Origin of the sequence: Rhodococcus sp. P1Y (genome assembly GCF_003641205.1) — a bacterium.
Lineage (GTDB): Bacteria > Actinomycetota > Actinomycetes > Mycobacteriales > Mycobacteriaceae > Rhodococcoides.
Genome location: NZ_CP032762.1, coordinates 960342 through 977600 on the forward strand (window position 1 = coordinate 960342; position 17259 = coordinate 977600).

The following is a 17259-nucleotide window of genomic DNA, read 5'->3' on the forward strand; positions in this document are numbered from 1 at the left end:
CGAAACTTGCCAGGTCAGCCGGCAACGATCTCCCTGAGCCGAGCGCTGTCGGAGTCGGTCCATCCGGCGGGTTGGAGGACCTCGGCCCAGAGGTCGACGGCGTCCTCGCCGTAGTTGTGCCCGTAACCCGACGGCACGTCGGTGGAGAAGATCATGTCGAACGTCGTCTGCCAGAACGTGACGAACGGGAACCACCGAACTCCGGGGTCGACGTCGATGCCTCGTTCCTCGCGTAGCCAATCGGGTTGGTTGAGAACGAGATTGGGCGACCACCACGTGATCGGGTCCGACGCGTGCTGCCAGTAGACGACTCGGGGCTGCTGCCATGGTGTGCCGATCTCGAGATCGCTCGGGCGACCTGCGAATCGGACGTATCGTCCGTCGGCGATGACGGGAAGAATCTCCCGAGATCCGGTGTCGCGGTCTGCGGTGGCATCCGCCCATTGCTTGGTGAAGTTCGGATTGCCCACCCACAGAGCGCCGTCGGTTCGGGCGACCATGTCGCGCGTCCCTCCGAACGCGTCCTGTCCGCCGTAGGCGCCGAGGCTCTCGCCGAAGGTCACGAGCTTCGGGCGCGAGTCCTCGGGTAGATCCTGTACGGCGTCGTAGACCCGGTCGAAGAGCGCGCGCCCGGCCTCTCGGGGTGAATCTCGGTCTGCGAGGAAGGCAATCGGGCTCGGAAGGAACGAGTACTGCATCGATGCGATGGCAGTGTCTCCGCCGTACATGTATTCGAGTGGGCCAGCAACCGATTCGTTGACCCAACCCCGCCCAGTCGTCGTCGCGACGGCCACAACAGCACGGTCGAACGCGCCAGTTCGTTCCAGCTCACGCACGACACGGTCGGCTGCCTCGTCGATCGAATCTGCGCCAGCTGCTCCGACGTACGCGCGAATGGGTGTCGATGCAGGTCTACCGGTGAAGGCCTCGATGTCCTCGGCAGTGGGACCCGAGGACACGAACCTACGACCTTCCATGCCGAGCGAGTCCCAGTCCTCGAGCGAGTCGGGCGACCCCGACCTCTCGGTTGCAATCGGCTGTTCCACGCCGGGGTGGCTGCCCTTGTCGGCAAGCTCCGACGAGCTGGCGACCGCAGCGATGAGGACGTTGTTCACCGCGCCGTTCAGGAGAAAAAGCGTGAACACGGCAACGACCGCGATGCCGAGGCCCTTCGCAATCGGGATCGGTACGAAGCGGGTGCACACCGCAGCGAGCCGCCTAGCGCACCAGCGCAACCCCCGCGCCGCGAGAAGTAGTAGGACCGCAACCACGAAAGCAACGACAAGTACAGCGACGTAGAGAACGCGGCCGGGCCCTTCGACGTCGACTTCCACGAGCTTTCGAACGATCTCCTGCCACCAGGAACCCAGAATCAGGAACAGTGGGACCGCGACGGCGGCGGTCACGGCAAGAGCCCACCAGCCGTACCTTTTGGTCGTCTCCGACCACGTCGGTCTGATCCCGCAGGCGTGGGCAATTCCGATCAGAAGGCACCCGATGCCGTACCCGGTGGCGACGCTGATGCCGGTGGCAACCCCCTGCAGGTACCACGCCCGGGGCAGAAGGGACGGGGTCATCGAGAAAGCGAAGAACACCGTCGCGAGAAACAGTGCGGCGGGTTCCAGGCGCCGGAAGAACCGCCGCAGTTTCTGCATCGTCACACCCTAAATGTGAGGAGCCCCGGCCGCATGGGTATGCAGCCGGGGCTCGTCGCCGATAACGGTGTTCGGTGGCCTCAGAGGCCGAAGGGCAGAACTCCAGGCGCAAGTTCGAAGCCGCTGCTACCGGCTGATGCTGTGCCGAGGCCGCCGAGGATGAGATTGATGAAGTTGGTGAGCATATGAGTCTCTCGTCTTTCGTATGGATTCAGTGCGAACCCGCTCGAGGGTACCGGGACTGCTGGGGGTAGGGCAGGGCTCGGATCAGATTCCCATGCCGTTGGCAAGCAACGGCCAGGAATCGTGAAGGGCTTCTTCCCAGTACGGCCAGTAGTGCGTGCCGACCGGCGGGAACTGGTACGTCGCGGGGATGCCGATCGAATCCAGCTTGTTCTTCAGGTTGTGCGAGCAGTAGTTGGTCGCGCCTTCGATGACGACACCCAGGCCGAGATTCACGACGCCCTGAGGGCCACCGGCCTCGTCGATGTAGTACCGCGCATCCTCGGGGGTCGGAAAGCCGTTGCCGCTGGAGATGTACAGGTTGGTGCCGCGAAGCTTTTCGGCATTGATGACCGGGTCGTTCTCGGCCCAGGCCGGATCGTTGTCGGGGCCGTACATGTTGACGGTGTTTCCGCCCGACCAGGTCTCGACGGAGAACTTGACGAACTGCCTGCCGAGCGGGTCCGCGATCTGCGCGCAGCCACTGTAGGCGGCGACGGACTTGAAGAGACCTGGCTTCGCTTCGGCCAACTGAAGGACCGCAGTGCCCGACGTCGACAAGCCGGCCAGCGAGTTCAGGCCGGTCGAACCGAGGGCGTCATCGAGAAGCGGAGGCAACTCTTCGGTGAAGAAGGTCTTCCACTTGTTGACCCCGAGCTTGGGGTCCTCGTTGCGCCAGTCGGCGTAGTAGCTTCCGCGACCACCGATGGGCAGAACGACGTTGACGTTCTTGTCGGAAAGGAACTCCAGGGCGTCGGTCTGCTGCTGCCAGTTGGCTGTTCCCTCGCCGGCGTCGAGCCCGCTGAGGAGGTAGAGGTTGGGGGCCGGTTTGGAATCGTCGGCCGGGCGCTGCACGTCGACCTTGATGTCCTTCTTCATCGCCGCCGAATACACCTGTAGGTGCCAGGTGCGACCGTCCTTGTCGATGGACGACACGGCCGATGCCTTCTCCGGCTGGGCCGAGGCCACACCGCCGAACGCGGCTATCGTGAGAGCGGCGGCAGCAACAACCACCGAGTTACGCAGCAACGCGCGGTTGCGTGATGAGATGAGTTTCATCGTGAAATCGATTCCCAGTCCACGGGTCACCATCGGCGACGCCGTTGTTGCAGTTGGTCCCCACTCAGCCGTGCTTGCGTACGGCACCGATGCGGTCGTGTCTTCGACACCTTATGTCTTGTTTCTCGCCCTGTTCGTTACTGGGTCGTATCCAATGCGGTCCGACGCCCGGAGTCAAGCCTCGATGAGGTCGATCGAATCTCTTCTGTCGGTAGCCTGAGATGCATGCGCCGAGCCGTGGTGACCGTCCTCGTAGTGGGTGCCGTCGGCGTGGTTGCCATGGCAGGTTGTTCGACTGCCGGCGTGACGGAAGATCCACCCCCACCCCCACTCGACTACGTCGCTCTCGGCGATTCCGCGGCGTCGGGACCATTGATACCTCCGTCGACGGGCACGCCCGGATGCTTGCAGTCCGGCTCCAACTACCCCCACGTTCTCGCGACTCTGATCGATGCCGAGACGTTCACGGACGTTTCCTGCTCCGGCGCGCGCTCGGAGAACATCGCCACCGAGCAGCAACAGACCAACAGTGGACCGATTCCGCTCCAGATCGACGCGCTGTCGCCTGAGACAGATCTGGTCACCATCACGATCGGCGGCAACGACGTCGATTTGGTCTCGCAGGCCCGTGGCTGCGTCAACTTCTCTCCCGAACCGAACGGCACCTCGTGCGCGGATGCGTTGACGGCAGGAGGTGTGGACGTCATAGGCGACGCCACCTCGGAGGCCGCGTCGGGTTGGGGGCAGGTCTTCGACGCGATTGCCGACCGAGCACCGAATGCCCAGCTGCTCGTCGTCGGCTACGGGACATACGTGCGCCCCGGTGGGTGTTACGGAACGCAACCGGTCTGGGCGCGCGATGCCGACTACCTACAGCGAAGCGTCGACGCAATGAACGACGCCTTGGCCGCGCAATCGGAGGAGCACGGCGCGCGGTTCGTCGACGTGCGCGAAGTCAGTGTGGGTCACGACGCATGTGCGGCACCGGACGAGCGCTTCCTGGAGGGTGTGATTCCGGCGAACCCCGCAGCGCCGCTGCACCCCACAGCCGCAGGAATGGCAGCATTCGCCCAGGTTGTCGCTGGTTCGCTTAGTCTCTAGCTCACTGCGCCCAACGGGGGTGCACCCGATTCCGGTAGGTGGATTCAATGGCATCACTCGACGAACTCCTCTCGCAGATTCCGATCGGCCAGATTGCATCCAAGCTCGGTGTGGACGAGGAGACCGCACGGTCGGCCGTCACCCGGGCAGTGCCGACGCTGGTCGGCGGACTCGAAGCGAACGCCAAGGATCCGGCAGGGGCGGCATCCTTGGAAACTGCGCTGCACCAACACAGCTCGTCGGGGTTGCTCGACGGCGGTGTCGACATCGACCAGGTCGACGAAGCCGACGGTGCGAAGATCGTGTCGAACGTGTTCGGCGACAAGAAGTCCGAGGTAGCCAGCGCTCTCGGTGGAATCAGCGGCGGCGCGGATAGCGGACTCGTCGCCAAGGTGCTTCCTATTCTGGCGCCGATCGTGCTGGCCTATCTCGCGAAACGGTTCACCGGAGGACAGGCGGATGGATCATCCGGTGGCGGGCTCGGCGATCTGCTCGGCAGTGTTCTCGGTGGCGGCGGTTCCGGCGGTACTGGGGGTACCGGTGGGTTGGGCGGTGTCCTGGGCGGAATTCTCGGCGGGAGCTCCGGCGGGTCGGGCGGTGGGCTCGGTGACCTTCTCGGCGGACTGCTGGGTGGCGGAAAGAAGTAGGGCGACTACGCACACAGGATCGGGGGCCACGATCGCGTAACTGGACCGATACTTCGGGCTCCGGCGGTGTCAGAGTTGACGCATGGTGTCGACGACCGCAGCCCTCGGAGTGTTCGCTGTCGCCCTTGCGATGGTGCTGACCCCGGGCCCGAACATGGTGTATCTGGTGTCGCGCAGCATTTCTCAGGGGCGCAGTGCTGGTCTGGTGTCGCTCGCGGGCGTTGCGCTGGGGTTGGTCGTGTACGTGATCGCGACCAACCTCGGTCTCGCCGCCGTGTTCGCGGCTGTACCCACGCTGTACCTCGCCATCAAGATCGCCGGTGCGTGCTATCTGTTGTGGCTGGCCTTCTCTGCTTTTCGCGGCGCGACCAAAGTGTTCGAAGTAGCTGGCCTACAGCATGATTCGAACGCAAAGTTGTTCGTGATGGGGTTGCTGACCAACCTGCTCAACCCGAAGATGGCCGTCATGTACATCTCGATCATTCCGCAATTCGTCGATCAAGCTGCAGGTTCGGTGTTTCTACAGGGGGTCGTGCTCGGCGGGGTGCAGATTGTCGTAGCGGTTGCTGTCAACGCGTTGATCGTTCTCGGCGCCGGGTCGATTGCGTCGTTCCTCGCCGTTCGGCCGACGTGGATGAGGCTGCAGCGCTATGTCATGGGAACTGTACTGGGGCTACTGGCTGTTCGGCTCGTGACCGACGGAGGCCGCCCGGCTCCTGCGTGATCGACGCTTGTCGGGATCCTGCCGCTCGCGCATCATCTCCGACGCTGCGGGGCCTGCAACGAAGTGGGCTTTGCTCTCGCCGAGGGTGCGGCCGGTGTTGCGGTCGACGAACACCGGGTCGATGGTTTGCCCGTCGGCGTCGACCAGGACCACCTCCCGGTCGTCGTGCTCGATGTGTTTGTTTCCCCACGCGTACAGCGCGACGATGACGGAACTGAGTTCGCGGCTGCGTTTCGTCGCGAGGTATTCGTAGCGCGCAGGCCGGTCGCTGTACTGGCGGCGTTCGAGCAATCCATCGTCGACGAGAGATTTCAGCCTGCGGGTCAACATGTTCGGCGCGATTCCGAGGTTGCGTTCGAACTCGTCGAACCGCGTGAAACCGTCGAGTGCGTCGCGCAGTATCAGTAGCGTCCACCACTCGCCGACCTGTTCGAGTGCCCCTGCGATGGGGCACCCCATCGAATCGAAACCGCTGCGCTGCATGTGCTACCTCGGAGCTATGACGAGCAATGAACTGGTGCCGGTTGCAACGAGCTTACCGTCCTTGTCGACGATCGATCCTTCGGCGAAGATGACCCGGGATCCGCGTTTGACGACGGTGCCTGTGCCGATCAGTGGTCCGCTGGTGTCGAGGATGTTGCGCAGGTAGCTGACGTTCAGATCGATCGAGGTGTATCCGGTTCCGGCCGGAAGCGTCGTATGTGCCGCGCAGCCGACGAGGGTATCGAGAAACGTGCATGCCAGTCCGCCGTGCACAGTGCCGATCGGGTTGTAGTGCGCCTCGCTCGGTGTGCACTGAAATACCACCTTGCCGTCCTCGACCTCGACCGGCGCGAATTGCATCAGCACGGCGATCGGCGGTGGAGGCAGCTCGCCCGACGCCACCGCCCGCATCACTTCCAGGCCGTTCATCTGTGACGCCTCGCGTAGTACTTCTTTCGGACTGACCCAGGAGAAGGTCTGCGAACGCAGGTGTTCCTCGGTGATCATGGCTACCCCTCGACGCTAGTGACTTGCACGATGCAAGTCAGTATGCGCGTCCGCGCCCGTGCGCGCAAAGTGACAGAGGGAGGTAATTACTCACTCACGATCGGTGACCTGGTCGTGCGTGCGTAGTAGCACCGGAAGGTAACTACGCACGCACGGGCGGCGAAGCCGCATACGCCCGCCACCCACCGAACTCGGTGATGTCGGTGCCCGCCTCGCCGGCCTCGTAGGAGCAGCAGAACCCGGTCACCCAGCGCCCGTCCGACAATTCGACGGAGGTCAGTCCCATCGGAACCGGCAGACCGGCGAGGAATGTTCCCAGGCCTGCCGCGGACATTCGGTAGAGCTCTCCTGCGATCGGAGCGCCGAGACCAGGTCCGTGCCTGACGAGACCTGGTTTCGGCGGAGTCGTTCCGAGGTCCACGAAGCGGTAGGCATCGGAGGTCACCACATCACCCTGGAAGCGGGCACCGCGGTCGGTCAGTTGGTGGTGAACGGGAAAGCCTTTCAGATGGGCGCCGACTACGAGAACGTCGATGCCCTCGTCGACCAATGTCGGAGACGGTTCCGCCACGAGTGCGGCCGCGATGTCGGTGGCCACTTGGTCGTGGAATGCTGGAACCACCACCATCACACCGAATGGATCGCCGATGCCGGTCGACTCCCCCGGTACCGCGACTGCAGCCATGTCGAGCAGGTTGCAGAAGTTGGTGAAGGTGCCGAGGCGACGATTGATTCCCGTCGGATCGCGCTGCACTGCAGCAATTGTCGGATGCTCGGTGGTCGTGGGCAACAGCAGCCCGTCGAACCCACCGAGTAGCGTCTCGGCCAGACGCTTGCCCTCGGCGATGGCCGCCAGGTCGTCGACGTATCGATGCGCGGACGGCTCTGCGGCGCCCTGAACGATCTTCGCCACAGTCGGATCTGCCGATTCGGGTCCACCCGAAAGAAACTGTCCGACGGCCGAATAGCGCTGCGCGACGATCGCACCGTCGTACAACAAGGTCGCGATGGCCAGGAGCAGTGACACATCCACGACGTCGTAGGTGATTCCCTTCGCTTCGAGCCCGGCGACAGTCCTGGCGAATGCGTCCAGGTATTCGGGACTCGATGCGGCCAGATCCTCTGCGCGAGGGACGGCCAGCCGTGGAGTGTCTCCTACGGAGAGCAGTACATCCGATGGCCACGAACGACTTCGAGGATCGGCGTCGTCGTAGCCGGACATGATGCGAGTGGCGAGTGTGGCTGTCTCCAGGTTGTCTGCCATGACCGTCACGCAGTCGTAGTCGGCACACGCCGGCACGACGCCGGTGGCCGGGACGATTCCGAGCGTGGTCTTGATGCCGACGAGACCGTGGAAAGCCGCGGGCACTCGGCCGGAACCTGCTGTATCGGTGCCGATTCCAATGTCTGCGATACCGAGTGCAACCGCGACGGCCGACCCGGAACTCGATCCACCGGACACACGCTCGGGATCCCATGCGCATCGCACCGCGCCGTACGGACTACGGGTGCCGACGAGGCCCGTGGCGAACTGGTCGAGATTGGTCTTACCGAGAATCAGTGCGCCCTGCTCCACCAGCCGCGCCACGGCGGTTGCAGAAACCTCGGGTACGTAGGCGAACTCGGGACACGCTGCGGTCGTGGGAAGGCCCGCTACGTCCACGTTGTCCTTGACCGCGACGAGCATCCCGGCGAGCGGGAGCGTCGGGTCCAGCGCCTCGGCCTCGGCGAGCACGTCGTCCTCGCTTCGGAGAGTAATCCAGACCTCGGGCCGATCTGCCTCGGCAATTCGCTTGTAGGCCTGCCGAACTCGTTCCACTGGCACACCGGTCACTCCGCAGGCTGCGCTCCTGTCCTCTCCGGTCACTCCGCAGGCTGCGCTCCTGTCCTCAAGCCGCTGCATCGCCGGCCTCCTTCTTCGTGAACTCACCTGCGGCGGACCATGCTGTGCGTTCGGCGTCGAACGCCACCGACTGCACGCCGCGAAACTTCTCGATCGATTCGTGGTTGGCGGCCAGGAACTTGTCGTGCTCGGCGAGGGAGAATTCGCCGTCGGTGATGTCCACTCCGCCGCCGCGGCCTGCCGCCGTGTCCGCCCGCAGATCCATCAGTTCCTCCGGTTCGACTGGGTACCAGGAGATCCTGTCGAAGAATCTGAGCAGCCAGGGACTCTCTTTCTCGAAAGCGCCCGATTGCTCAGGGTATCGGTGGTTCCACACCTGCGTGGTGCGTCCGACGAATTGGTAGCCGCCCGGTCCCTCCATGCCGTAAATGCACAGGTACGCTCCGCCGATTCCCACGGCGTTCTCCGGCGTCCAGGTGCGGGCCGGGTTGTATTTGGTCGTGACAAGGCGATGGCGCGGATCGAGCGGCGTGGCGACGGGCGCTCCGAGATACACATCGCCCAGGCCGAGGACCATGTAGTCGGCCGCGAACACAGTGTCGAAAACATCTGCGACAGTGTCGAGCCCGTTCATTCTGCGGATGAACTCGATGTTCCACGGGCACCAGGGTGCGTCGGAGCGTACGCCGTGCATGTATCGGGCGATTGCCTCCCGGGTCGATGGATCGTCCCAGGACAACGGCATCCGGACAGTGCGCGACGGTACTACCAACTCCGATGCGGCGGGCAGGTCGTCCTCTATCTCGGCGAGCAAACCCATCAACGTGGTGATGGGAAGAACATCAGGATCGACCTTGACCTGCAGCGACCGGATACCGGGCGTCAGATCCATCAATCCCCTAGGTGCGATCGTTTCGATGCGCTGGTGCAATGCGTGCGCGCGTGCGCGTAACGCCAAGTCGAGCGTCATGTCTCCGTACTCGACGAGAACGTTGTCGTCACCGGAGCGGCGATACGTCACCGCGGTGTCACCGTCGCGCCGGGCGATCACCCCGTCATCGCCGTCTCCACCGGAAGAGAAGACCACCGGCAGGGAAGCCCTTCGCTCGAGGCCCAGTGCACCGAGTGCAGCTGCGTGCGCCGCTTTCACCGGCACGAACCGAATCGTGTCCCCTGGCTTCAACTGCCCGAGCTTCCATCGTTCGGCTGCGACAACAGTGACGGGACAGACGAATCCGCCCAGCGACGGGCCGTCGGGACCGAGCAGAATCGGGGTGTCACCGGTGAAGTCGAGGGCACCGACGGAGTACGCGTTGTCATGGATGTTCGACGGGTGCAGCCCGGCCTCGCCGCCGTCCGCGCGTGCCCATTCCGGCTTGGGGCCGATGAGCCGAACGCCGGTGCGATCGGAGTTGAAGTGCACTTCGTAGCGTGTCGAGTAGAGGGTATCGATGTCGTCGCGCGTGAAGAACTCCGGCGCACCGTGTGGTCCCTCGGTGACCGCGATGTCCCACGTCGACGTCAGCACCGGTCGATGCTCCATCGGGATGGAGCGGATGCGCGCGGCATCCGTGTTTCCCGTGATTTCGAGGATATCGCCGCCTGCGAGCGTGCCACCGCGGTGTCCACCGAACTTGCCGAGCGTGAATGTCGCTGCGCTGCCCAGGTACTCGTCGACCTCGATGATCCCCTGAATGGTCACGTACACCCGAAGGCCTGCGCCGCTGGTAGGTCCGATATCCAACACCGCACCTGCTGGGACGAGAACGGGACGCCATTGCGGTGCGTCCGTTCCGTCGATCTGCACCCGAGCGTCTGCGCCGGTGACACACACGTAGGTGTCGGCGTCGAAAGTCAGGGAAGGTCCGGACATTGCCGACTCCAAGCCCGGTGCACCCTCGGGATTGCCGAGGGCGACGTTGCCGAGGCGGAACGACAGATCGTCCATCGGTCCCGACGGCGGCACACCCACCTTCCAGTATCCGACGCGTCCTGGCCAGTCCTGCACGGTGGTGAGCATGCCGGGCCGCACGACGGTCATCTTGGTGAGGCTCATGACCTTGTCACCACCATGCGGACCTCGGTGGGGTCGAATCCGTTGCAGGGGTTGTTGATCTGCGGACAGTTCGACACCAGAACGAGCGTATCCACCTCGGCGCGCAGCGACAGCGACTTGCCCGGCGCCGACAGGCCGTCGACGATGCCGAGGGTGCCGTCGGCATCGACGGGAACGTTCATGAAGAAATTGATGTTCGATACCATGTCCCGCTTGCCGAGTCCCCACTTGGCTCCCTCGACGAGGAAGTTCTCGACGCAGGCGTGTTGGTGCTTGGTGTGGTGACCGTATCGCAGCGTGTTCGACTCCTGCGAGCACGCTCCGCCGACCGTGTCGTGATTGCCGACCTCGTCGGCGACGATGGTCATCAACGGTGTCGAATCATCGCTTCGTAGAACGGTTCCTGAGGTCAGGAACAGATTTCGCTGCGCGGTGATCGTCGCGGCGGCGGAATAACGGATGGAATGGTCCGCGGCTGCATACAGCAGAGTGTCGACGGCTTGGTTGCCGTGCAGGTCGATGATCGTGAGGACGTCTCCTGCTGCCACAACGGCCGACCAGGGTGCACGCGCGTCGGTGATCTGGTCGAGTACGACGGTGCCGAGTGTCGTTGTCATCGTGTGCCTTTCAGGTGCGATGCAGTCCATGCGTTCTCGGTGTTCCAGACGGCGCGTCGATACTCGGGATCGGTGTTCGCCAGGTCGAGTAGCTCGGCGGAGGCGTCCCAGGCCGTGACGTCGAGCGCGGTGGTGTCGAAGGTGTCCGAGGGATCGAGCGGATGTGCAGTGTTGGCCAGAAGCACTACGACAGGCAGATGGATCAGCAGGTCGACTTCGGTGCCGGGGCCGGCCGAACCGGTACTGACGAGTGCACCGTCCGCCTCGACACGAACCCCGTGGAAGAAGGACAGCGACGGAGGCAGATCGCGGGGCGTCAGCCCGTTCTTTGCGGCGGCGACGGTGAACAACTCACGTCCGGCAGGGGATGTCGAATGCAGTGCCCCAGTGCCGTACTTCGCGGCATTCGTTGATGCCGAGGTGGTTCCGCACAGTGCGTCGTGGTGTCCGGAGCTGTCTGCGACGACGGTGGCCAATACTCGACCTTGGTCCGAAAGCAGTGGGTGCCCGGTCCCGAGGTACGCCTGCCAGGGGACCTTGACGGTGTCCGCTGTGTTGAGTCGTTCCCACGGTGCGTCCGCTCGGTAGAGCAGAATGTTGACGCAGGCGGCGCCGTCGACGTCGCGCAGGCGAAGACGGGTTCCCCGATCGAGGATCGTGGTCGAGTATCGGCCGCCGGGAATTGTTTCGGCCCAGACGAGTTCGGCGCCGTCGGGCCCGGTGGGAACATCCACGGCCGCGGCTTGCGACCGAGCGTGTTCCTTCGCTGCGTGGGTGGTGGCGGTGCTCATGTGTTTACGCTCCGATCTGGACGGGCTTGGGATGCGCCTTGCCTCGGGGGAGGCACGCGATTCCGGCGACGATCACGGTGAGAACGGTGAGCGGTGCTGCCCACTGAAGGATCGGATATTCACCGGTGGGATTGAAGATCTCGGCGCGCGGCCACGACAGGTTGATCACCATCAGTCCGCCGTAGAGGACGGCCGCGATGTTTACGGGAATGCCGACCCAACCGAGGGTGAAAAGCTTCTTCCCCTCGGCGTCGACCTGGACGCCGCCGCGGGGCCACCCCTTGAGGCGCTGAAACAGCAGCGGCACGGTGACCATCATGTAGGCGAGGTAGATGAGCACGATGCACACGCTGGTGAGCGTCGTGAAGAGAGCAGCGTTACCGACGTTGACCGCGAGCACTGCGACACACGCGATTCCGATGAGAACCGAAGGCGCGATGGGTGTTCCGGTCTTGGAGTTGACCTTCGACAGCAGCTCGGAGGCCGGAAGTCGACCGTCGCGTGCCATCGAGAACATCAGCCTCGAGGCGGCGGTCTGAATCGCCAACGTGCAGATGAAGACGGCGATGGCGACATCGATCAGTAGTACGGTTCCCCAGGGCGAGGTGAGGATGGAGTCGATGACGTACGGCAGGCCTAGCGTCGCGAGATTGCCGTCGGTGAGCGAGGGCGCTGCCATCAGTGCGCCGACGATCATCAGACCGCCGCCGAGAGCGGACGCGGACAAGGCCAACCTGATCGTGCGTGGGGCGACGCGACGGGGGTTGTGAGTTTCTTCGGCAAGCTCACCGGCAGAACCGAATCCGACCATGACGTAGGCGGCCATGAGACCGGAGACGATCCACGCCCAGATGTACCCGGGCTCTGCACCTGCGGCACCGGTGTCGAGGACGACCTGGGGTCCACGCTGGGCGTGGGTGAAGAAGACAAGAACCAGCGCGATGACACCGACGATTTCACACGTGACGCCGATCGAGTTGATGCGCGACATCCAGTTCACGCCGATCGAGTTGATCGTCGTGGTGAGCACCAGCAGGACCGAACCTAGGATGACCGCGTTCGTCGCGCCGCTGGAAGAGGTGAGTGCCGGATCGTCCCCGACGATCTGGAATCCACTCCAGATGCTGGGCAGCACCACCTGCAGGGCGATCGCGGCGGCAGATGCGGTGACTATCTGCGCGATGATCATGAACCACCCGGCGAACCATCCGATGATCTCGCCACCCATTCGTCGCGCCCACTGATAGATGGCACCCGAAATGGGATATCGGGCAGCGAGTTCCGCGAAATTGAGCGCAACCATGAACTGACCGAGAAACACCAGCGGCCAGGTGAAGAAGAAGGCAGGTCCGCCGAAGCTGAAGCCGAGGGCGAAGAGTTGGAAGATGGTGGTGAGAATCGAGACGAAGGAAAAGCCTGCGGCGAACGATGCGAACTTGCCGAGCGAACGATGCAGTTGCTGTTCGTATCCCAGTTCCGCGAGATCGGAATGATCGCGCGGGAGCGGTGAACCCTCGGGCGCGGGCAGAGTAGTCGAGCTCATGTGAGTCTCCTGGAAGGAAGAAGAGTGTCCGACCGTCTGCGCTGCCGGTGCGGGGTTTCTGTCAGTCGATAGTTTTCCGCGCCTTCATGCCCCAGGAGTGACGCGCGTGCAACATGTATGTTTCGTAGATTTCTATCAAGTGACAGAAACTTCACGAGTCGACCTTCGGTGCCAGGATGGGTGCATGACGACCGCAGGCCGACCGAGGCTCAGCACCAAGAAGCGGCCGGGCGAGACGGCGCGCGAGGAGATTCTCGACGCTGCCGCGGAGCTGTTCACCACCCGTGGGTACACCAATACCTCCACGCGGATGATCGCCGAGGCTGTCGGGATGCGTCAGGCATCGCTCTATCACCACTTCGCGACGAAGGACGAGCTGCTCGACGCGCTCCTGAGCGGAACCGTCGACGCGCCGTTGGAGGTGGCGCAGGCGATTCACGCCTCGGCATCGCGGCCCGAAGTGAAGATGTATGCACTCGCTCTGTTCGACGCAGGACAGTTGAGTCGGTCGAGGTGGAATCTGGGCGCGCTGTATCTACTTCCCGAATTGCGTGAGGACCGGTTCGAGACGTTCCGCGCTCACCGGTATGCGCTGATGAACCGTTACGCCGAGATCGCGGCCGAGATGCTCGAATACGTCGACGGCACTCTCCCCGGCACGGAAGAGCTACCGTTCCGTCTCGTCGAAACCGTCGTCAACGGGCGTGCCGACGCGGAGAACGACCGCCCGTTAGCCGCCCCCGACTACGCCCGTGTGATCGCCGAGGCGGCGGTACGGGTGCTCGGCTGGACCGGGTCGGTCGACGCACTCCATGCGCTCCACGCCGAAGCCGTCGAACTTCTGGCTGACGCACCCGTGCGTGCGTAGTTACGCCGGAAGGTAACTTTGCGCGCACGGGCGGCGTTACCGCAGGTCCCCCATGTCCAGGACGAAGCGGTAGCGCACATCACCGGCCTCGAGGCGTTCGAATGCAGTCTGTACTTCCGCCGACGGCATCACCTCCACGTCGGCGACGATGCCGTGCTCACCACAGAAGTCGAGCATCTCCTGGGTGTAGCGGCGTCCGCCGCTTCCGGCAGAGCTGAGCGATTTACGACCGACCAGCAGATCCATCGTCTCGATCGACTGCGGTCCGAGAAAGCCGACCGTACACAGTGTGCCGTCGAGTGCGAGCGTTTTCAGGTACGGCGCAAGATCGTGCGCGACGGGTATGCAGTCGATGACGAAGTCGAATCGGCCCAGCTCGGCGGCCATTGCATCCGGGTCGGTCGATACCACCGCGCGGTCGGCGCTGAGTGCCTCGGCTTCTGTGACCTTCGAAGCAGAGGTCGTGAAAACGGTGACGTCGGCTCCCAGCGCGTGTGCGAATTTCACCGCGAGGTGACCGAGCCCTCCGATCCCGGCCACCCCGACGCGCATGCCCGGCCCAACGTTCCACCGCCGCAACGGTTCCCAGACGGTGATGCCTGCGCACATGAGCGGTGCCACAGCTGCGGGATCGACCGTTTCCGGGCGGTGGTAGACGAAATTGTCTCGCACGACGTATTCGCTCGAATAAGCCCCTATCGTGGTGGAGGCGTCGACGCGATCCCGGCCACCGTAGGTGAGCGTCGGGAATTCACGACAGAAGTTCTCCTGGCCGGCCGTACACATGTCGCACTGCCCGCAGGAGTCGACGATGTTGCCGACGGCGACGGCATCACCCGTCGCGAATTCGGTCACGGCGGAACCGACGGCGGTGATCACCCCGACGAACTCGTGGCCGGGTGTGACCGGGAAGTTTCCGCCGGGATCCGTCGTCGTGTGGAGGTCGGTGTGGCACACCCCGCAGTGGGTGACCTCGACGGCCACATCGTCGGCGCGGAGGTCGCGACGGTCGAATTCGTAGCGTTCGAGTCGCGAGTTCGCAGCGGGTGCTCGGTAGCCGAGTGCAGTTCTCATTCTTGCCCCTTCGATATTTCCAACCAACTGGTTAGTAATACGCTAGCGACCACGGCCGGTCCTGGCAACTAACCAGTTGGTTCTGAGCGAGATATGCTCGCCCGATGGGTGACGCAGCAGCAACGAAGGAACGGATACTGGAAGCGGGCACGGTCGAGTTCGCGACGTACGGGATCGCGGGCGCGCGGGTCGATCGAATCGCGGCGAACGCAGCGATCAACAAGTCGCAGATCTACAGCTATTTCGGGAGCAAGGACAAGCTGTTCGACGCCGTGTTCGACAACCGGGTCGACACCGACATCGCGAACATTCCACTCGATGCCGACGACATTCCCTCGTATGTCGCAGCCTTGTACGACATGTACCTGGGAGACCCGGAACTGGTTCGGCTCATCACCTGGGCGCGGCTCGAACGTACTCCGACCGGCGCGTTGTTCCATCATCGTGGCCCGGATCATGACCGGGCGAAGCTCGATGCCCTCGCCGACGCTCAGAGGCGGGGAGTGTTGGTCGACGACATCACGCCGGAGGACATGTGGTCGATGATCATCTCGCTCGCAGCAACGTGGGCACAGTCGGCGATCATCCACGTCGCTGACGCCGACGAGGACACGGAGACCCACGACAGGCGCAAGGCCGCGCTGGCTTCGGCGGTCCGGCGGGCGTTCTGTTCGGCGGCTGAGCCGCATACTTGAGTGGTGAGTGAACTTCCAGGCTGGGCCGAGGGCCTCGGCTTTTCCCGCCACCCCGAGGGCGGTTGGTACAGCGAGACGTGGCGAAGTGGCGTCGAGATCCCGCAACTTTCTCTGCCCGACGGTTACGCCGGTGCTAGGCCCGCCGGAACCGCCATCCTCTTTCTGCTGCTCCCCGGGGAACAGTCTGCGTGGCACACGGTCCGCGGCACGGAGATCTGGCTGTATCACCGTGGCAGCCCAGTCGTTCTCGATCTCGGTGGCGACGGAACGCGGCCGGGCGAGGTGACTCCTCTCGTCGTCGGACCCGATTTTTCGGCGGGACACTCGCCGCAGCAGTTCGTGCCCCCGTCGACGTGGCAGCGAGCCAGGCCGCTCGGAGACGAGCCGTCGCTCGTGTCCTGCATCGTCAGTCCTGGGTTCGATTTCGCAGATTTCGCACTGGACAAGTCAGATTCGGACCGCGCTGGAGACGAACTCGGTGGCTAGGAAGAAGAAGCAGGCGCCCGTCGCCGAAGGCGGACCTGTCGCGGGCAAGTACGAGATCTACACCGGCACATGTGAACTGGTTCGAGATACGTTGACTGCCAATGGCTGGACCATCGAGGTCAACGGCGTGCCGAGTTCCCACATCGACATGGACGACCCGTCGCAACTCGATTTCGAATACATGCGCGCGATGGCAGGATTGGTTCGGCACCACAGTTTTTCGGATACCCGGTTGCGCGCACTTCACCTCGGCGGCGGGGCATGCACACTGGCTCGATACTTCGCGGCGGAGTATCCCGACGCGCGGCAGGTGGTCGTCGAGCTGGACGGCAAGCTGGCCGAACTCGTGCGCGAGTGGTTCGACCTGCCGAGGGCACCGCTGCTGCGCATTCGCGTCGGCGAAGCACGAGCAGTGACCGAGACGTTGACTGCGGACAGCCGAGATCTGATCGTCCGAGATGTCTTCGCGGGGGCGGTAACTCCCGCCTCATTGGCAACCGTCGAGTTCACCGAGCATGTCCGACGCGTACTGGCGCCGGGCGGCATCTACGTCGTCAATTGTGGTGACACACGTGATCTGACGCTGGCAAAGCGTGAAGCGGCGACGATCGGCAGCATCTTTCCGAACACCGTGATCATTGCCGATCCGGCGATGCTCAAGGGTCGCCGGTACGGCAACGTCGTCATCGCGGGTTGTGATGTGCCACTCGGCGAGGAGCCTGCCCTCGCGCGCGAACTGCTCGGAGGCGGCGTCCCCGCTCAGGTATGGCTAGACGAACGAGTCCGTGCATTCGCCCGTGATTCCAAGCCCCTTCGCGACTCCGATCTGCAGAACGACTCCGAACTGCAGAACGACCCCGAACCGCAGCGGGATACTTGAACGCGTTC

General features: G+C 63.8%; 17 protein-coding genes. 7 read left to right on the top strand and 10 right to left on the bottom strand.

From position 1 onward, the window contains the following. Positions 1–14 precede the first annotated feature (14 nt). Both D8W71_RS04530 and D8W71_RS04535 read right to left on the bottom strand, forming a co-directional pair. Positions 15–1655 (bottom strand): alpha/beta hydrolase, encoded by a 1641-nt coding sequence (locus tag D8W71_RS04530; RefSeq protein ID WP_121118572.1) that lies wholly within the window; start codon positions 1653–1655, stop codon positions 15–17. A 267-nt stretch (positions 1656–1922) separates the two neighbouring features. Further along, positions 1923–2936, bottom strand: a complete 1014-nt coding sequence (locus tag D8W71_RS04535) for an alpha/beta hydrolase (RefSeq protein WP_121118574.1) — start codon at positions 2934–2936, stop codon at positions 1923–1925. A gap of 225 nt (positions 2937–3161) precedes the next feature. Here D8W71_RS04535 and D8W71_RS04540 point away from each other — a divergent pair, with 225 nt between their 5' ends. From D8W71_RS04540 to D8W71_RS04550, 3 genes are all read left to right on the top strand, one after another. Next, positions 3162–4037 (top strand): SGNH/GDSL hydrolase family protein, encoded by an 876-nt coding sequence (locus D8W71_RS04540; protein WP_121111366.1) that lies wholly within the window; start codon positions 3162–3164, stop codon positions 4035–4037. Positions 4038–4084: 47 nt separating this feature from the next. Next, positions 4085–4684 carry a DUF937 domain-containing protein gene (locus tag D8W71_RS04545; protein WP_121111368.1) on the top strand — a complete coding sequence of 200 codons (600 nt, stop codon included), beginning with the start codon at positions 4085–4087 and terminating at the stop codon, positions 4682–4684. An 82-nt stretch (positions 4685–4766) separates the two neighbouring features. Beyond that, positions 4767–5408 (top strand): LysE family translocator, encoded by a 642-nt coding sequence (locus D8W71_RS04550; RefSeq protein WP_121111370.1) that lies wholly within the window; start codon positions 4767–4769, stop codon positions 5406–5408. Here D8W71_RS04550 and D8W71_RS04555 read toward each other — a convergent pair. The 7 genes from D8W71_RS04555 to D8W71_RS04585 form a co-directional block, all read right to left on the bottom strand. After that, positions 5358–5891: a winged helix-turn-helix transcriptional regulator gene (locus D8W71_RS04555; RefSeq protein ID WP_121111372.1), complete on the bottom strand. Its 534-nt coding sequence runs from the start codon at positions 5889–5891 to the stop codon at positions 5358–5360. The genes D8W71_RS04550 and D8W71_RS04555 overlap by 51 nt on opposite strands. Positions 5892–5894: 3 nt before the next feature. After that, positions 5895–6398, bottom strand: coding sequence for a PaaI family thioesterase (locus tag D8W71_RS04560; protein WP_121111374.1), 504 nt, complete (start codon positions 6396–6398; stop codon positions 5895–5897). A 142-nt stretch (positions 6399–6540) separates the two neighbouring features. Then, positions 6541–8301 carry an allophanate hydrolase gene (gene atzF, locus D8W71_RS04565; protein ID WP_201265250.1) on the bottom strand — a complete coding sequence of 587 codons (1761 nt, stop codon included), beginning with the start codon at positions 8299–8301 and terminating at the stop codon, positions 6541–6543. Next, complete coding sequence (locus D8W71_RS04570) at positions 8288–10297, bottom strand: 5-oxoprolinase/urea amidolyase family protein (RefSeq protein ID WP_121111376.1); 2010 nt, start codon at positions 10295–10297, stop codon at positions 8288–8290. Before D8W71_RS04570 ends, atzF begins: the two co-directional genes overlap by 14 nt. Further along, a complete protein-coding gene (locus D8W71_RS04575) occupies positions 10294–10914 on the bottom strand; it encodes an urea amidolyase associated protein UAAP2 (RefSeq protein ID WP_121111378.1) in 621 nt (206 codons plus the stop codon). The genes D8W71_RS04570 and D8W71_RS04575 overlap by 4 nt, the downstream gene beginning before the upstream one ends. Then, complete coding sequence (locus D8W71_RS04580; RefSeq protein WP_121111380.1) at positions 10911–11705, bottom strand: urea amidolyase associated protein UAAP1; 795 nt, start codon at positions 11703–11705, stop codon at positions 10911–10913. The genes D8W71_RS04575 and D8W71_RS04580 overlap by 4 nt, the downstream gene beginning before the upstream one ends. 4 nt (positions 11706–11709) lie before the next feature. Beyond that, positions 11710–13248: an amino acid permease gene (locus D8W71_RS04585; RefSeq protein WP_121111382.1), complete on the bottom strand. Its 1539-nt coding sequence runs from the start codon at positions 13246–13248 to the stop codon at positions 11710–11712. Positions 13249–13432: 184 nt separating this feature from the next. Between D8W71_RS04585 and D8W71_RS04590 the strand changes: the two genes are divergently transcribed. Further along, positions 13433–14116 carry a TetR/AcrR family transcriptional regulator gene (locus D8W71_RS04590; RefSeq protein WP_121111384.1) on the top strand — a complete coding sequence of 228 codons (684 nt, stop codon included), beginning with the start codon at positions 13433–13435 and terminating at the stop codon, positions 14114–14116. A 36-nt stretch (positions 14117–14152) separates the two neighbouring features. On the opposite strand, the gene D8W71_RS04595 is transcribed toward D8W71_RS04590, so the two are convergent. Continuing rightward, positions 14153–15190 carry an NAD(P)-dependent alcohol dehydrogenase gene (locus D8W71_RS04595; protein WP_121111386.1) on the bottom strand — a complete coding sequence of 346 codons (1038 nt, stop codon included), beginning with the start codon at positions 15188–15190 and terminating at the stop codon, positions 14153–14155. Between the two features lie 104 nt (positions 15191–15294). Between D8W71_RS04595 and D8W71_RS04600 the strand changes: the two genes are divergently transcribed. The 3 genes from D8W71_RS04600 to D8W71_RS04610 are packed head-to-tail and all read left to right on the top strand — an operon-like array spanning position 15295 to position 17251. Beyond that, entirely contained in the window at positions 15295–15885 is a 591-nt protein-coding gene (locus D8W71_RS04600; RefSeq protein WP_121111388.1) for a TetR family transcriptional regulator, read from the top strand. Positions 15886–15888: 3 nt separating this feature from the next. Beyond that, positions 15889–16371: a cupin domain-containing protein gene (locus D8W71_RS04605; protein WP_121118578.1), complete on the top strand. Its 483-nt coding sequence runs from the start codon at positions 15889–15891 to the stop codon at positions 16369–16371. Then, positions 16364–17251 carry a spermidine synthase gene (locus D8W71_RS04610; RefSeq protein ID WP_121111390.1) on the top strand — a complete coding sequence of 296 codons (888 nt, stop codon included), beginning with the start codon at positions 16364–16366 and terminating at the stop codon, positions 17249–17251. The genes D8W71_RS04605 and D8W71_RS04610 overlap by 8 nt, the downstream gene beginning before the upstream one ends. Positions 17252–17259: the final 8 nt, after the last annotated feature.

Bases quoted from the DNA above. Each gene is read 5' to 3' on its own strand.
- D8W71_RS04530 (WP_121118572.1), bottom strand. From the start codon at position 1,655: ATGCAGAAACTGCGGCGGTTCTTCCGGCGCCTGGAACCCGCCGCACTG.
- D8W71_RS04535 (WP_121118574.1), bottom strand. From the start codon at position 2,936: ATGAAACTCATCTCATCACGCAACCGCGCGTTGCTGCGTAACTCGGTG.
- D8W71_RS04540 (WP_121111366.1), top strand. From the start codon at position 3,162: ATGCGCCGAGCCGTGGTGACCGTCCTCGTAGTGGGTGCCGTCGGCGTG.
- D8W71_RS04545 (WP_121111368.1), top strand. From the start codon at position 4,085: ATGGCATCACTCGACGAACTCCTCTCGCAGATTCCGATCGGCCAGATT.
- D8W71_RS04550 (WP_121111370.1), top strand. From the start codon at position 4,767: ATGGTGTCGACGACCGCAGCCCTCGGAGTGTTCGCTGTCGCCCTTGCG.
- D8W71_RS04555 (WP_121111372.1), bottom strand. From the start codon at position 5,891: ATGCAGCGCAGCGGTTTCGATTCGATGGGGTGCCCCATCGCAGGGGCA.
- D8W71_RS04560 (WP_121111374.1), bottom strand. From the start codon at position 6,398: ATGATCACCGAGGAACACCTGCGTTCGCAGACCTTCTCCTGGGTCAGT.
- atzF (WP_201265250.1), bottom strand. From the start codon at position 8,301: ATGCAGCGGCTTGAGGACAGGAGCGCAGCCTGCGGAGTGACCGGAGAG.
- D8W71_RS04570 (WP_121111376.1), bottom strand. From the start codon at position 10,297: ATGAGCCTCACCAAGATGACCGTCGTGCGGCCCGGCATGCTCACCACC.
- D8W71_RS04575 (WP_121111378.1), bottom strand. From the start codon at position 10,914: ATGACAACGACACTCGGCACCGTCGTACTCGACCAGATCACCGACGCG.
- D8W71_RS04580 (WP_121111380.1), bottom strand. From the start codon at position 11,705: ATGAGCACCGCCACCACCCACGCAGCGAAGGAACACGCTCGGTCGCAA.
- D8W71_RS04585 (WP_121111382.1), bottom strand. From the start codon at position 13,248: ATGAGCTCGACTACTCTGCCCGCGCCCGAGGGTTCACCGCTCCCGCGC.
- D8W71_RS04590 (WP_121111384.1), top strand. From the start codon at position 13,433: ATGACGACCGCAGGCCGACCGAGGCTCAGCACCAAGAAGCGGCCGGGC.
- D8W71_RS04595 (WP_121111386.1), bottom strand. From the start codon at position 15,190: ATGAGAACTGCACTCGGCTACCGAGCACCCGCTGCGAACTCGCGACTC.
- D8W71_RS04600 (WP_121111388.1), top strand. From the start codon at position 15,295: ATGGGTGACGCAGCAGCAACGAAGGAACGGATACTGGAAGCGGGCACG.